General features: G+C 37.5%; 7 protein-coding genes. 1 reads left to right on the plus strand and 6 read right to left on the minus strand.

Annotated elements, in window-relative coordinates; translation table 11 throughout:
* Positions 1-4: 4 nt before the first annotated feature.
* From DU508_RS05315 to DU508_RS05325, 3 genes are read right to left on the minus strand one after another with little or no spacing between them, the layout of a single operon-like run.
* Positions 5-3,067, minus strand: coding sequence for a SusC/RagA family TonB-linked outer membrane protein (locus DU508_RS05315; RefSeq protein WP_115401761.1), 3,063 nt, complete (start codon positions 3,065-3,067; stop codon positions 5-7).
* Positions 3,068-3,110: 43 nt separating this feature from the next.
* On the minus strand, positions 3,111-4,745 hold the full coding sequence (locus tag DU508_RS05320) for a RagB/SusD family nutrient uptake outer membrane protein (protein ID WP_115401762.1): 1,635 nt from the start codon (positions 4,743-4,745) through the stop codon (positions 3,111-3,113).
* A 3-nt stretch (positions 4,746-4,748) separates the two neighbouring features.
* Positions 4,749-7,778, minus strand: a complete 3,030-nt coding sequence (locus tag DU508_RS05325) for a SusC/RagA family TonB-linked outer membrane protein (RefSeq protein WP_115401763.1) — start codon at positions 7,776-7,778, stop codon at positions 4,749-4,751.
* Positions 7,779-8,020: 242 nt separating this feature from the next.
* Here DU508_RS05325 and DU508_RS05330 point away from each other — a divergent pair, with 242 nt between their 5' ends.
* Positions 8,021-12,094 carry a hybrid sensor histidine kinase/response regulator transcription factor gene (locus tag DU508_RS05330; RefSeq protein WP_115401764.1) on the plus strand — a complete coding sequence of 1,358 codons (4,074 nt, stop codon included), beginning with the start codon at positions 8,021-8,023 and terminating at the stop codon, positions 12,092-12,094.
* Between the two features lie 45 nt (positions 12,095-12,139).
* Here DU508_RS05330 and DU508_RS05335 read toward each other — a convergent pair whose 3' ends face one another.
* The 3 genes from DU508_RS05335 to DU508_RS05345 are packed head-to-tail and all read right to left on the minus strand — an operon-like array spanning position 12,140 to position 16,814.
* Entirely contained in the window at positions 12,140-14,257 is a 2,118-nt protein-coding gene (locus tag DU508_RS05335) for a glycoside hydrolase family 97 protein (protein ID WP_115401765.1), read from the minus strand.
* A gap of 53 nt (positions 14,258-14,310) precedes the next feature.
* A complete protein-coding gene (locus DU508_RS05340) occupies positions 14,311-15,693 on the minus strand; it encodes an alpha-amylase family glycosyl hydrolase (protein ID WP_115401766.1) in 1,383 nt (460 codons plus the stop codon).
* Positions 15,694-15,737: 44 nt separating this feature from the next.
* Positions 15,738-16,814 carry a SusE domain-containing protein gene (locus DU508_RS05345; RefSeq protein WP_115401767.1) on the minus strand — a complete coding sequence of 359 codons (1,077 nt, stop codon included), beginning with the start codon at positions 16,812-16,814 and terminating at the stop codon, positions 15,738-15,740.
* Positions 16,815-16,823 lie beyond the last annotated feature (9 nt).

Here is a 16,823-nt window from a genome sequence, read left to right on the forward strand (position 1 = left end):
TGATTTATAAAGAAAATGAAAGACCAAAATTGTAAATTCTTTGATTTGGATATGCTGAAATCTTTCCGCCGGTATTAGCTTCCGGATCAGCCTGATAAAATTTATCGATGTTTGTCCAGGTTAACAAATTATATCCGTTTGCATATATCCTTATCGCATTCATCCCGATTGGCTTTACCCATCTGGCCGGCAATTGATAGCCAATCTCCATTGTTTTAAGCCTCAGGTATTTTGCATTTACCTGCCAAAAATCTGATTGGGATACATTTGCTGCACTAATGGCACTAACTGTTCTCGAAATAATGGGAAATTTGGCATCATTACCTAACTCAGGAGTCCATGCTTGTAAATGAATGGGCTGAAAATTAGAGCTAAAAGCTGAAATCGCTTCAGATGCCAATGCCAAACTATAACCCGATGAACTTGTGAATAATGCACTGAAGTTAAATCCTTTATAATTAAAGCCGAGGGTAACGCCAAGTGTCGTGCTTGGTAAATTTGGTTTACCAATAGCGGCTTTATCAAATGCATCAATGATTTTATCGCCATTTAAATCTTTATACTTTAAATCGCCAGATCTGAATGCGGTTGTAGGTTTCGCCACTTCTGGATTTGTTAAATCTGCTTCGCTGTAAAACCCATCAAAAATATATCCAAAGTTTTGTCCAACCGGATTTCCTGTAGCCTGCAGCCAGGGGTATCGCTGTTGTGCCTCGTCTCTGAATACCACTTTGTTTTCAGCAAATGAAAAGGTTCCTCTTATAAAATAGTCAAAATCATTAATCCTGTCTTTAAATGTTATCTCACCATCCCATCCTTTATTATTTACTTTACCAAGATTTACCGGTGGTAAACCCACACCAATGAAGGCAGGCACACTTTCTCTTCTTGTTAAAATATCATAACGATCATTATTAAAATAATCTACTGTAAGGGCTATCTTACCCTTAAAAACATTAACATCTACACCTACATCAAGTTTCTTTTCTTTCTCCCAGGTAATGGAATTATTTCCCAATGTTCCTTCAGTAATACCAAGCGCATTGGTAGGTACCGGACCAAAATTATAACTGGTTGCTGAACTTGAATAGATTTGATCATAAGCATAGGCAAAGCTGCTTCCTGTAAAATCTGATCCTACAAGCCCATAAGAACCTCTTAGTTTGAATAAATCAATAAATGGAAGTGCTTTCTTAAAGATTTTTTCTTCTGCCAGATTCCAACCTATTGAAACAGCAGGAAACCATCCATAACGGTTTTGCTTGGCAAACTTATCTGTCCCATTATAACCGGCATTAAATTCTATCAGGTATTTCTGTTTATAATCGTATCCTGCTCTAAAAGTTAAACCCCTGTAATTTACCGGAACTACGGGTCCATCAACATAGCTGTTTTGATTTAACAGAACCAAACCATAAGTATTATGGTTTGCAAATGAACGCCTGTAATTTAAAGAGGCCTGTACATTGGTTGTTCTTTGTGCATTGCCAGATGAACTTGTTAAATTAAATGGAGGTATCCTGTAAAGGTTTGGATCTTTTGGGATATATGCACCAGTTGTAATATTATAACTATACTGAGGGAAACTGTTCACAGTTCCTGATCTTACTAAGCCACGACTGTTGGTTTGTGCGCTGGAATAGGCAATTAAAGCTTTTGCACTAAGCCCCTTGGTTATGAAATCCAACAATTGTGTACCACCAAAAGTGATATTTAAATCATTATCAAAAGAACGGTTGTATCCCTGGGTAGCCAGTCTTCCGATCACGTTGGTTGTATTCAGTTTTGGATTATACCCGTAACTGCCATCCGGATTGTAAATGGCATAAGCGAATGGAGGTAGAAAATTATAACTGTAAACTTCACGAATCAATCCTTCTCCTTCAGGACTGTAGGTAATCGGATCATTGGTTTCTCCAAAGCGACCTGTCATATCCAAACGAAAACTCAAAGTTTTGGTAGCCTGGATATCTAAGTTCGACCTGAAGTTATAGCGTTTATAATAATAATTATTGTTTACATCACTTGCTGAACTAAAGTCTTTCATTAATCCATTTTGCCATAAATAGCCTAAGGAAACAAAATACTTAACACTTTCTGTTCCTCCTGATATATCAAGGTTTGTTCTCGATTGCTGAGAGGTTGGATTAAAAATCTCATCAAACCAGTTCACATTTGGGTGTCCATAGGGATCAGTTCCGTTTTTAAACAGTTCAATATCCTGTTCCGTATAAAAAGGTGCTTGTCCTGAATTTACATAGCCTTGATTTGTTAGCAATGCGGCTTGATATGAATCCAGAAAATTGGGTTTAAAAGTCATTTCCGATATTCCAAGTTCAGATTTAAAGTTTATACCAGGCTTTCCGGCTCTTCCTCTTTTTGTAGTAATAACCAGTACGCCATTGGCTCCTTTTATACCGTAAATGGCTGTTGTAGATGCATCTTTTAATATGGAGATGGTTTCAATTTCATTTGGATCGAGCTGTGCTACATCAGCATAATTATATTCAATATCATCAACAATTATTAGAGGGCGTTGTCCACTTACATAACTGCTTACCCCACGAATAAAAAAATCGGCACCATCTTTACCCGGCTGTCCGCTTCTTTGCTGAGAAGTAAATCCAGGCAAGCGTCCTGCAAGTGTATTCTGAACGCTTGCAGTTGGGTTTTGTCTTACCTCTGCCGCACTAATGGAACTCACAGCGCCGGTATTGGTTATTTTCTTTTGTACACCATATCCTACTACCACTACCTCTTCCAATCCTTTTGTATCTGCGGCTAGTGTTATTTCTACTGTGTTTTTACCTGAAACGTTTACTTCCTGAGTAAGATAACCTATGCTTTTCACGATAATTGTTTGGGTGGTGCCTTTAAGCGTGAGCTTAAACTTGCCCTCTCCATCGACTACCGTACCATTATTTGGCAAACCTTTTTCTACTATTCCAGTTCCCGGAAGCGGTCCTCCATTATCTCTTACTATTCCTGTTATAGTTTTGGTTTGAGCCATTACCAATCCGCAAGAAACACAGGTTAGTATATATATTACTATTAAAATTTTTCTCATAAAACATGTATATGTATGTCTGTTTAATTTGTTTATTTACCTCTTACCAACCTGTATTTTGAACCAGATTACGGTTCTTCGTAATCTCAGTATAAGGTATTGGATAGGTATACATTTTCGGTGCTGAAAAACTAACTTTAGCCACTTCATATGGTTCATATACAAGTGTATTTCCATTTTTAGTTATTCGCATCCCATGTAGTGAACCATTTAATACATTCTCAGCAATCTTCCATCTCCTGATGTCCCAGAATCTTTGTTCTTCAAAAGCCATTTCAACCCTTCTTTCATGCCTGATTACCGCTCTCATCTGATCTTTATTCAGATTAAGCGGTAAAGCGAAAGGCACTAATCCTGCACGCCTGCGTATATCTTCAATGGCCTTATAAACGTCGGCATCGGGTCCTGAAAACTCATTTTGTGCTTCTGCAAAATTTAAAAGAATCTCGGCGTATCTAAATAGCATAAAGTTGTGTGTCTGACTACTGAACACTGTGCTTGAGGTAAAATCACCCATAAACTTTCGCATATAATAACCAGTACGGGTTTGAGTTACAATTCCCCCTGGTTTGTCTTTCCCGCCTTCAAATGTTTCGACATTTCTGTTAAGCCATTTAAAGCCATTGTGAAATATGGTTAAGTAAAAACGCGGGTCGCGGTTTAAATAAGGATCCGCAGCATCATAAAGTGCTGATTGAGTGTAGGGTTTACCATCTCTCATTTCGAAAGCATTGACCAATTCTTGTGTAGGGCTGGTGTAGCCATTTGCCGTTACCGGACCTGCATATCCTACGGGAGTATTATTATTTTCCACATCATTACCATTTGCTCTTTGAAAAGCAAGAATAACCTCGGCGTTTTTGCGGGTAGTAAAAAGTGTACTAAAACTGGAGTGAAGAGAAAAAACATTTAGCTTCATTACCTCCCTGGCCGCGTCTGCTGCCTCTTTCCATTTAGGATCATTGGCCGTTATGTTTGTATTGTATAACGGACTTGCCATATACAAAAGTAAGCGTGACTTTAAGGCCAATACCGCTGCCTGCGTAGCTCTTCCCAACTCTGCATCACTTACCGGGTCTTTCCTTAAAGCGCCTTTAATGGCATCACATTCATTTAGTATATATTGTACGCATTCAGATAAGGTGTTTTTGGGGATAGAGAGATCATCATTCAAAGTAAGAACTTTATCGCCCAATAAAGGAACTCCGCCATAGCGTTTTACCAGTTCAAAATAAAAATATGCCCTAAGGAAACGTGCTTCTGCAATCCAGTAATTTTTTTCCGTAATCATTGATTGTTTAAACGGAACCTTGCCAACATTGGTCAAAAAGATATTAGCCCGGCGAATACCAGTATAATTTTTAGCCCATTGGTCATCAGGATTGTTGAATGAACTAATCTGCCCATTGGTAAAACGCTCAATGGTGCTGGATGTTTGGGAAGCAATGGCATCATCTGATGCAGATTCGAGTACATTTCCTCCAATTCGGTTAAAACCGGTTGGTAAGTTGCTGTAGGTTTCAATTAAAAATCCTTTTGCAAAATCTCCAACAGAATCCTTTACATCAAAAATATATTCTTCTGTCCATTGATTTAAAGGCGTTTTTTCAATATCATTTTTCTGACATGCAGCCAAACATCCTGCCGCAAGTACAATAACATATATATATCTTTTCATAGATTAAAATTTGATGTTGATACCCATGTTGATTACGCGTTGGGCGGGGTAAATACTTCCGATGGTTTCTGGGTCTACCCTGTCAAATTCAGACTGGGTAAGCAGGTTTAGCCCGTTTGCAAACACCCGAATAGAAGAAAGGCCAATTTTGTTACTTAAAGTGCCGGGTAAAGTATAACCAAGTTCAACATTTTTAAGCCTTAAATAATTACCATTCTGAAGCCAGAATGAGGAACTCGCCTGATTGTTGACATTGCTTCCAACTGTTAATCTTGGATATGTTGCAGTACCTGCGGTTGCAGGTGTCCATCGATCTAAATGATGTTCAAATGCCTGCCCTAATCCATTATTTTGAAACTCCCATTCTGTTATGCCAGACACATAAATGGTTCGATTTCTGGCACCTTGCAATAGTGCTGAAAAATCAAATCCTTTATAATTGACTCCGAAGTTTAAGCCATAATAAACCATAGACTTGTTTGACCTGAGAGACGTAACATCAAATTCATTAATTACATGATCTCCGTTTAGATCTTTATATTTGATATCTCCAGGTACGGGATTATAACCTGCAATTTTTGGGCTGGCATTAATTTCCGCTGTATTTTGAAAAAAACCGTCTGCAATATATCCGAATGTCTGGCTACTGCTTTGTCCTGTTCTTCGCATCCAATCATATTCCCGGTACACTTCATCCTGGTCAATAATTTTGTTACTCCCGGCAGAAATTATGGCAGAAACAAAATAGTTGAAGTTGTTTACATGATTTCTATAAGTGGCCTGAAGGTCTAATCCCTTGTAATCTGTGATTCCGATATTCTCCAGAGGATAAGTATTGCCAATAATTGCTGAACTTTTACCCCTTTGCTGCATCAAATCATAAAACCTGTTTTTATAATAATCAACAGTTATATTAAAGGTGTTATGGAAAAAATCAGCATCTAATCCTATATTCAATTTTTTTGCCTTTTCCCATGTGGCGTTTGGATTGGCCAATGTGCTTTCTGTTTTCGTATAGGCGAACGTGGCACTTGTGCCAAAGTAGTATCCTACACCATCGGTATAATACTGATCGTAAACAAAATAACCGATATTCGCATTTCCGGTTTTTCCATAAGATGCGCGAAGTTTCAGGTTATTTATCCAGTTTACATTTTCCTTTAAAAAATTTTCTTTTGAAATATTCCATGCAACGCCTACTGCCGGGAAATAACCATACCTGTTGTTATCTATATACCTGTTTAACCCGCTATAACTCATGGCTGCTTCAAACATGTATTTCTCCTCATAATTATAAGAGAATGAACTGGCCAGTGTTTTATAATCAAGCGGCAAACTAGGGCCATTTACATAAACGTTCTGAATATTTCCGTTAACCAGTGCACCTATATGATGTTTTCCAAAACTCCTGTCGAAACCCATCTGAAATTCGCTGTACAGATTTTTATTCTGCGCAGTATTGGTGCTCGATCCTGCATTTTGAACACCATCTACTTTAAATTTCTGATAATCATACCCACCATTGAGATTTGGCGTTTCTTTATACACTGCAAATGTTTTGGTTCTGTTTGTCGCATCGCCAAGACCAGTATTAAATGATAGTGTTGCTTTTACAAATAATCCTTTTACTACGTCGTCAAGTGTCCTTTTAAGAGAAAGATCGGCAGAAATTGTTCTATTGTAGCTAAGTGTATAGCCCGATCTTGTACTTAAACCCCATATATTGTTTTGAAAATCGTTATTTCCACCCAGCGATCCATTTCTGTTGAAGATAGGATAGGCATTATTTGGTGTAGTTGCCAAAGCACCGTATATACCACCACCGCCAGGGTAATTCCCGTTTTCAATGGCACCAAACAGATTGAGATTTACAGATAAGTTTTTGGTAATATCAACATCTATATTTGAGCGTAATAAATAGCGCTTATAATTAACATTGGTATTGTATGAATTATGATCCGAAGTTCTATACAAACCGTCCTGATCCAAATAATCAACTGATACAAAATACCTTGCATTATTTCCTCCGCCCGATGTATTGAGATTGTATCGTGAAAATATTGATGATGGTTTGAGTATTTCTTTATACCAATCTACATTGGGATGTCCGATAGGATCTGACCCATCTTTATAAGCCTGTAAATCTGCTGCAGTATAAATTTCTGCCTTACCATCATTTCTTAATGCTTCATTAAATAATGTAGCATAATTGTAGGCATCCAGGGTATTGGGAATACGGGTTGATGATTGAATCCCTCTCTGAGCAGTAAATGAAACTTTTTGCTTACCGATTTCACCTTGCTTGGTTTTGATTAATATCACTCCACCTGATGATCTTTGCCCTAACATTACAGTGCTTAGTGCATCTTTTAAAATAGTGATAGATTCGATTTGCTCCGGATCTATCGAGGTAATATCTCTTGGAATTCCATTAATTAAAATTTGCGGTGCAACTCCTCTAATAGAAGCTCCGACAAAATCATTGCCTGGTTCTCCGTTTGCCTGAAGCGTTGTTAAACCAGGAAGCCTTCCTGTAAGCGCATTCAAATAAGATACCGTTGGAGATTGAGCCAATTCTTTAGAGTAGATATCTGCATAAGATTGAATGCTGGTGGACTTTTTTCTTGGTCCATACAAGCTATTATATGTTTTTTCAGTTTGTGTGCTCTCTGTTAAAGAAAAGTTTAATTGCTGATCGGCAACTTCAACTTCCTTTGTTAGATATCCACTAAGTGTAAACACCAATGTTTCACCCGGCTCTCCGGCTATGGTATACTTTCCCGCTCTATCAGTTATGGTATGTTCCCCTTTAGACTTATTAAGTACCGTTACTCCAAATAAAGGTTCTCCGTAGATATCGGAAATTTTTCCTTTTAAGGTGCCGGAAACTGAAGTCTCCTTTTGCGCCTTCTTTATTGGATTGTTTTGGGCTAATCCCGTAATGGAAATCAAGCTCAGGCAAATAAATTGCACAAAAAGCAACTTACGCTTTGCCTTAACGTCCATCACTTTTTTTAAGTAATGTTTCATCATATTTGTTTGTTTTAGGTTTGTTTATTGCTTGGCAGCAAAAAAATATTTGGCTTGGGTAAAGTTGTTACGATAAAAAAAATTGAAGGGGCGAAGAATCTGTTTATCTGGGTAGAAAATCTTGTTTTCGTGTTAAAACATAAAATTCGCGTGTTTTAAAGGGGTTTAATTCTTCCTGAAATTGTATTTTTATACGTCATGCCCAAATATGAAATCCTTATTATTTTATAAATCACATCCCTGAAATGAAAAAAAAACTCCTTTTCATATCTACTATTATCATTCTGAATTTATATTGTAAAGCACAGGATCTCATCTTTAACCATTTGATCACAGAAAATGGCTTATCACAGAACTCAATATTTTCAATTGCTCAGGATAACCATGGATTTATGTGGTATGGTTCCAGATTTGGACTCAACAGGTATGATGGTAATCAATTTCGTTTATATAAAAGCAATGCCACCGATTCCAGCACTTTAACAGATGATTACATTACTGCCTTATATAGTGATACCAAAGGCGTATTGTGGGTTGGAACTGCAAACGGCTTGAACAGATTCAATCCTCAAAAAAATACATTTGAAAGAATTTATTTAACGCAGGCAAATCCAAAATATCATTATAACGGAATCAAAAACATTTATGAAGACGGGAAAGGCCATTTGTGGGTTGCTACAAATCACGGACTTTATTTACTCATAAACCGCCACACAAATCACTTCATCTCTGCAGGAAATATTGGATTACCTTCTTCTATTGCAATAGATGAGGTATTAACCATTTACGAAGATAACGACGGGTTTTTATGGATTGGCACTAACAATGGCCTTACACAAGTGCTATTTAATAAACGGCTTTATGTTATTAAAACTTTTATAAGTTCTAAAACGGCAGGCAGTATCAGCGATAATGCCATAACTGGTATTGTAGAAGATAACCAGGGAAACTTATGGATAGCAACCGAAAATGGTGGCTTAAACATGTTCAATAAAACAACACAGAAATTTACGTCGTATTTGCATCAGGAAGGTAATGGAAATAGCATTGTACACAATGCCATCCGCAGAATTGTTAAAAATTCTTCGGGAGAACTTTGGATAGGCACACAGGAAGGATTGAGTATATTAAATCCATTAACGAAAACCTTTCGAACTTTCCAGCATCGTAAAGCCAATCTTCAAAGTTTAAATCAAAATTCAATTTACAGCATATTTGAGGATTTGAATGGATCAGTTTGGATTGGAACCTATTATGGCGGCGTAAACGTAGTTTATGCCAACCCAACCAACTTTACAAGCTGGCAATACAATGATAAACTTCCGGGAATTAGCCATAACGTGGTGAGCTCCATTTCTGAGGCAGATGACAATGATCTTTGGATAGGCACCGAAGGAGGTGGAATAAATTATTATGATTGGACTAAAGGTACATTTACGGCATATAAGCACAAACCTACTGATAGTCAAAGTCTTGGATCAGACCTAATAAAAATCACTTACAAGGATCGTTCTGGCAATTTGTGGATTGGTACGCATGGCGGCGGATTAAACCTGTTTGTGCCATCAACAAAGAAGTTCAGGCATTTTTTAAGCCGTAAATCGGATTTAAACACCACCCGTTCTGAAATTGTCGCTATTCTCGAAGATAGTTATGGAACATTTTGGGTTGGTAGCCAGAGTGGATTAAGAATTTTTAACAAAACAAACACTAACCTGATTCCCTTGATTGCTCCTTCAGCAATAAAAATACTGGAGGATAAAAACATTAAAGTTCTTTTTGAAGATTCCCGGAAAAACATCTGGATTGCAGCCACAACTGGCTTATATGTATACTCCAAAACCCTGGGCACTATACGTTCCTATAAACTGCCGAAGGGCAGCAATAGCGTAAGCAATAATTCCAACTATATAAACTGTATAACAGAAGATACTAAAGGCAATGTTTGGATAGGGCTTTATTATGGTGGATTAACATGCCATGATCCTAAAATTCAGAAATTTGCTCATATCTATACTACAAAAGATGGATTATCAAACAACAATGTATTAGGAATAATTGAAGATAATAAACAACAGCTTTGGATCAGTACATCAAATGGCCTAAATAAGTTTGATCCGGTTTATAAAACTTTCCAAACCTATACCACAAGTGATGGAATTGCGGGAGATGAATTTAATTACAATTCGTTTTTTGCAAACAAAAATGGCGAACTGTTTTTTGGAGGATATAATGGTCTTACGCATTTCTTTCCGAGCCAGATTCAAAAAAACAACTATAGAGCGCCTATTGAATTTACGGGCCTTAAATTATTTAATACCCCTGTTAAAATAAATGCACCTGATGGATTATTACAGCAGGATCTTGGCTTTACTAAAAAACTACAATTCAGGCATGACCAGAATATTTTTACAATTGAATTCGCCTTGCTTAATTATATAAAATCTGACAAAAACAAATATGCATATAAGCTGAAAGGCATCAATGATCAGTGGGTAGAAACCAATATTCCAGTTGCCGCTTACACAAATCTTCCTTCCGGAACCTATAATTTATTGGTAAAAGGAGCAAATAATGATGGTGTATGGAGTATTCCTGCAAGCTTACAGATAGAAATACTTCCTCCATTTTACAAAACATGGTGGGCATTTTGCATTTATGTTATTTTACTGGCGGTAATACTCTTTTTTATTACGAGGTTTTTTTATTTAAGACAGCTGATTACCAAAGATGAAGAACTCCATCAGGTTAAGTTGAATTTCTTTACTAATGTATCTCATGAGATCAGGACGCATTTAACTCTCATTATGGCCCCGATTGAAAAAATGATGGACAGCAATCAGAACAATGCAACAATAAGCAAGCACTTAACTAGTGTAAAACTCAATGCAGATCGTTTACTGAAACTTGTAAGTGAACTTATGGACTTTAGAAAAGCGGAAACAAACAATCTGAAACTTCACATAGCAGAGTATAATCTGGTTTTATTTATCCAGGATATCTATAATTCTTTCACGGAATTATCCAGAAAAAAGAATATTAAATTTTCGCTCGTATACGAAGAAAATCCAATCCTGCTATATTTTGATAAAGAACAACTTGAAAAAGTTTTTTTTAACCTGATTTCAAATGCCTTCAAATTCACACCTTCAGGAGGAAGCATTACTATTAATATACAAAAAAAGAAGAATAAGATTATTATTAGCGTGGCTGATACAGGACGTGGTATCGCTACTGAATATCTGGACCAGTTATTCACTAACTTCTTCCAGGTCAACGACCACAACATACAAAACACAGGGTATGGAATCGGACTGGCACTTTCCAAAAACGTTGTAACACTTCATAATGGAGAAATTAATGTCACCAGCATTCCTTCAACTCAAAATTCCTCAGGATATACAAACTTTACCGTAACTTTGTTATCCGGTAATGAACACTTTAGAAACTCATCATACCTGCAACCACCCAAGGTGTTACATGATTTTAATTTTGCGCCAGATGTGAACGTTAAGGAAAAAGAGCTAATAACTCAAAATCTTCTACTCCAGCGTACGGATCAAAAACAAAGCATATTAATTATAGAAGATCATTCGGAACTCAGGTTATTGATTAAAGAAGCTCTTGAAAATAATTACCACATCAACATTGCAGAAAATGGATCAGAAGGTTGGGAAAAAGCCATAACAGAAATTCCAGACCTGATCATCAGTGACGTCATGATGCCGGAAATGGATGGTTTTACACTTTGTGACAAACTAAAAACAGATCAAAGAACAAGCCACATTCCAGTTATACTTTTAACTGCCAAAACCTCAGAAAACGATCAGATCCATGGATTATCAGGTGGAGCAGACCTTTATCTTACCAAACCATTTAGTAGTAAAATCCTTCAACTGAACGTACGCAATCTATTAAATGGGCGCGAAACCATGCGTAAAAAGTTCAGTCAATCTTTTGTGCTCGAACCAACCCGGATGATTGTTGATTCTATGGATGAAAGATTTCTTTCCAAACTTATTCAGATTATAGAAGAGAATATGGAAAATGAACATTTCGGGGTAGAAATTCTTTCTGAAAAAATAGGCATGAGCCAATCTGTATTGTATAAAAAGATCAAAGCACTCACAGATATGTCTGTAAATGATTTTTCTAAATCGATTCGCTTAAAAAGAGCTGCACAATTACTTCAGGAGAAACAGTTCAAAGTATATGAAATTGGATATATGGTTGGATTTACAGACCGTAAGTATTTTAGCCGGGAGTTTAAAAAGCAGTTTGGAATGACACCCAGTGAATATGTTGAAAAACCGGATTAGGTGCCATCCCGTTTAAATGCTTTTATGTTGTTTTTTCTTAAAAATTTAATTAATCGGCTTTATGTGTATTGCTGTTCCTCCACCAGAAGCCAGTAAAAGTTTCAATTTGCTGTTTCTATTTACGGAGACACTTTTAATCTCATATGATTCTGGATTGGTTTTCCAGTCTGCATCTTTACCATCGCCATAAATCGTTGCGATATATTTTTTGTTTTTATCAAGAAAATCCAGGCTCAATGTTGATTTTCTTTTATCCTCGCCAGTAATGGCTCCAATAAACCAATCATCTTTGCCTTTGGCTTTTCTAGCTATTGTGATATATGCTCCAGGTTCTGCGGCAATAACTTTCGTATCGTCCCAATCTACTGCAACATCTTGTATAAACTTAAACGCATCCATGTGCGGTTCATAATTCTCCGGAATATCTGCAGCCATTTGCAACGGGCTATACATGGTTACATAAAGTGCCAATTGCTTCGCCAGGGTTGAATGCATTTGTCGGTCGGGCGCCCCCGGAGCATAATTTCTAAGCTTAAAAACACCCGGCGTATAGTCCATCGGGCCACCAATCAGGCGTGTAAAAGGAAGGATAGTTTCATGTTCCGGTGGATTTCCATCGATAAAGAAATTCCATTCATTCCCTCTGCCTGCTTCAGAAGCCAGAAAATTTGGATAGGTACGGTGTAAACCTGTTGGCCTCGTTGGTTCATGAATATCGATAGTAACGTGATGCTGAGCTGCTTTTTCTATGGAACGGATATAATGGTTTACCATCCACTGTCCATCATGGTGCTCTCCCCTGGGGATAATTCCTGAAACATAACCTGTTTTAAGCGAACCATAACCATACTTATTCATAAAACGAAAAGCAGTATCCATTTGTCTCTCATAACTGGTGGCCCCACCCCCTGTTTCATTGTGCATAATCATTTTAACACCATTCTGTTTGGCATAAGCAGAAATTTCCTGTACATCAAAATCAGGATAAGGTGTTACGAAATCAAACTTCTCTTCCTTATCATCTGTCCACTCTTCCCAGCCCTTATTCCAACCTTCAACCAATAAACCTTCAATGCCGTTTTTAGCGGCAAAATCGATGTAGTGTTTAACATTTTCGGTATTGGCTGCATGGCGGCCATTTGGAATATATTTTCCCTTTAAATATAAGCTATCCATCTGATCGGTGTAATTCCAACTGGTTCTGCCTACCTGCATTTCCCACCAAACACCCATAAATTTCATTGGTTTAATCCATGAAGTATTTTCGATTTTAGATGGCTCGTTCAAATTCAATATCATTTTTGAAGATAAAATATCAGTTGCCCGATCACTCACGATAATTGTTCGCCAAGGTGTTTTGAAAGGCGAACGCATATAGGCCTTATTTCCTCTTGCATCAGGTACAAGACTGGAGGTAAGCTTAAAATTTCTACGGTCAACATGTAATTGCATTGACGAATAATCAATTAAAGCCGCTTCATGTATATTGATATACAAACCGTTTGCAGATTTCATCATTAATGGTGTTTGCACAGCATATTGATCCGGAATATTCACTTCAATTTTTCCACTCGAAATCAAATCCCATTTATGGGCATTAATCTGACTTAAAGGTGAGGAAGTATATTTATATTCATTGGAATCGAAATCTGCCGGAATCCAGAAAGTCTTGTGGTCTCCGGTCATATTAAATTCCGTCACTTCATCTTTAACAATGAATGATTTCAGATTTTGTTGAGCTGGAAACTCATAGCGAAACCCTACTCCATCTTCAAATATTCGAAATACAATATCCAGTAAAATTGGTTTTTCTCCCTGCTGTGCCAAATGTACGGTTAACTGCTTGTAATGATTTCTGATTTGTGATACTTCACCCCAAACCGGTTTCCAGGTTTCATCAACAGATACTGAATCTACTTTGATCAATCTGAAATTTTCGGTAAGCGAAACATTCTGATCCAATTTAAAACCTAAGGACGAAGGAAGAATTGCATTATTTTTGGAATAAGAGACGGCATATTGCGGTACACCTTTTGCATTAAGCGTAAAAGTAAAGCCCACATTTTTCATTCTTACTGAAACTGGCGTTGAAGATTGTGAAAAACATTTCAGAACGAGCATTGAAAAAATTAAACTGTAAAAAAGATTTCTTTTTAAAGACATAAGGTAAGCTTGGTTAAAAATATCAGGGTAAGTGCAAATTATTTTGAATCTCTCTATTTAACTAGAACCATGTGCTGAAAAGGCTGAAGGAACAATTGATCATTTAAAGTAACCGATGCGCCAGTAAAAGCATTTTTCCAGCTACCTTTAAGCGCTGTTGGAACGGTATAAGTGGTGGGATTTCCACGGAAGCTGGCCACAACAAACACTTTTTGATTGGCATTGGATTTCGTGAATGCAGCAACGTCATCACTGCTATATAAGGCCAAATCGCCATTCTTTACCGCATCACTACCTTTTCTGAAATTAATGATCTTTTTATATTCCGCTTTCATCTCTGGATTGGTGGTCCAATCAATTGGAGTACGGTAAAAGAAATCCATTGATCTGGCGCATCCTATTTCCTGGCCGTTATAAATCATCGGAACACCCTTCATAAAAGCAGTTACCAGAAATGCAGACATTGATCCTGTTTTTCCGCCATATATATCTACCGGGCTTCCATCTGTGAGGTAAACATCGTGATTGGTAATATATCTCACTACCTGAGATCCTGGTAATGCGGTGGCGTATTCACTGGTATTCAAATCTTGCAGAAGTGTAACGGAGTTTGAATTTCCAAAAATTTTGTTCTCCAAAGTAGAATAATAATTAAAGCCGTAAACCATTTGAAAACCAGCTTTAAAATGATCATTTCGTGTACCTTCGGCCAGCATTAATAATTTATGTGTGGTAATGCCTTTTAATGCATCATTGGCTTGTTTCCAAAAATCGAAGGGAACAAAATCGGCAGCATCACAACGGAAACCATCAATATTGGCATTAAAAACCCAATACTTCATGGCATCTATCATCGCTAATCTCATATCCTGCTTGGAATAATCCAGAGCAGCAACATCTGTCCAATTTGTTCCGGCTGGAGAAATAATATTTCCATTCACATCTTGCTTGTACCAGTTTTTATTACTGATCCATGCATTATCCCAGGCGGTATGACTGGCAACCCAATCTAACATTACAGCCATATTTCTATCATGTGCTGCGTTAACAAGACTTCTTAGATCTTCAAGACTGCCAAATTCCGTGTTTACCGATTTGTAATCTTTTACCGCATACGGAGAACCTAATCCTCCAGCAGATTTTAAAACACCAACTGGATAAATTGGCATGAGGTAAACCACATTTACGCCCAATGATTTGATGGAATCCATTTTAGCTGTTACACCTTTAAAATTAGCTTCCTGACTAAAGGCCCTTAAATTTACCTGGTAAATAATGGCATCTGTAGTATTGGGCACACCTGCGAATGGTGTGCCATACTGAGGATATGAAGTATCTGGAACAATCTTATTCCCATCCTTTTTGCAAAAGGCAAAAAGCGATATACTGAAGAACAAAAGCGCCCTGAGCATGGTGTGTTTATAATGGTATTTCATATTGGTTTAGTCGATCTGGCAATGGTATTCCCATTTACAGGTAATTAATTTTTCTTTAGCTTAAAGTTGTAATTTGATGGATCATGCAGATCAAGCGTAATGGTATAATTACCACTTGATGGCACCGTAATGTTATTTACCGTAGGATCATATCCATATACCGGATTATCTGCATAAGCCAGTTTACCATTCGCATCCACTCCAAAATCTATGATCCAGGCATTATTTGCCCTAAATTTGAATGAACCGGTTGAAAGCATGTCTGCCGTAACGGTCCAAACTTCTGTAGTTGGATTATAAGTTAGCTGCGTATCTGTACTCCATCCCCCGGGAGATGCATCACCTAAGATAGACCAGGTGGTTTTAGTGGCCGACCAGGTATTATTGTTCAGGTTAACAGAAACCTGGATATAACCGGCATCAGGTGCAATAAGTCCGGGAGCATTTCCATCAACGGAAATTTTTCCACCTCCGGCGTCACCATAGTTAATATGATTCCAATCCATTGCCGAAGTCATTTTAAAATAATTGGTTACTCCTGCCGGGATATAAATGTAACCCTCATAAATTTTCGGTTGGAGTGCCGCTGCCGTTGGTGCTGTTGCAGGAGACCATCCTTGATAATCGCCGGGAATATACAATAACGGGTATACAGGCTGAGCTAAATAGGTTGTTACATTAAGAGAAACCGCCTTACTATAAATTGCACGATCCTGATAGGCTTTCACACGGAATACCAAACTGCCCGTTGTTCCACTTGCAATACCCATCGACAAGGCTAAAGTATTCAGGTCTTTTCCTTTATAAGTTTTACTTAATACATCGTCACCTATCGGAACACTTGTGGCATTTCCCCATGCAGCACTGCCAACCGTATCTGAAGGAACATCAACTTCCAAAGTATAGGTTACTGAAGCTTTTATAGGGAAAGTTACTGATGGCCATGAAAAAGTGACTACTGATGAAGTATCATTAGCGACTGATAAGATTACTGCAGACTTGTTAACGGTTAATGAAGAACTAAAAGCAACAGATTTTAGCACAGTCAGTTCTTTATCTTTTCTACACGACTGAAAAAGCCCTGCACAAAGAATTATAAAAAGATATATAATTTTTTTCATCGTTGGGAT

This window comes from Pedobacter chinensis (assembly GCF_003339865.1).
In the GTDB taxonomy this organism is placed as follows: domain Bacteria; phylum Bacteroidota; class Bacteroidia; order Sphingobacteriales; family Sphingobacteriaceae; genus Pedobacter; species Pedobacter chinensis.

What these genes read in the sequence shown, in the direction of transcription:
- DU508_RS05315 (WP_115401761.1), bottom strand. Translation starts at nt 3,067, where the DNA reads ATGAGAAAAATTTTAATAGTAATATATATACTAACCTGTGTTTCTTGC.
- DU508_RS05320 (WP_115401762.1), bottom strand. Translation starts at nt 4,745, where the DNA reads ATGAAAAGATATATATATGTTATTGTACTTGCGGCAGGATGTTTGGCT.
- DU508_RS05325 (WP_115401763.1), bottom strand. Translation starts at nt 7,778, where the DNA reads ATGATGAAACATTACTTAAAAAAAGTGATGGACGTTAAGGCAAAGCGT.
- DU508_RS05330 (WP_115401764.1), top strand. Translation starts at nt 8,021, where the DNA reads ATGAAAAAAAAACTCCTTTTCATATCTACTATTATCATTCTGAATTTA.
- DU508_RS05335 (WP_115401765.1), bottom strand. Translation starts at nt 14,257, where the DNA reads ATGTCTTTAAAAAGAAATCTTTTTTACAGTTTAATTTTTTCAATGCTC.
- DU508_RS05340 (WP_115401766.1), bottom strand. Translation starts at nt 15,693, where the DNA reads ATGAAATACCATTATAAACACACCATGCTCAGGGCGCTTTTGTTCTTC.
- DU508_RS05345 (WP_115401767.1), bottom strand. Translation starts at nt 16,814, where the DNA reads ATGAAAAAAATTATATATCTTTTTATAATTCTTTGTGCAGGGCTTTTT.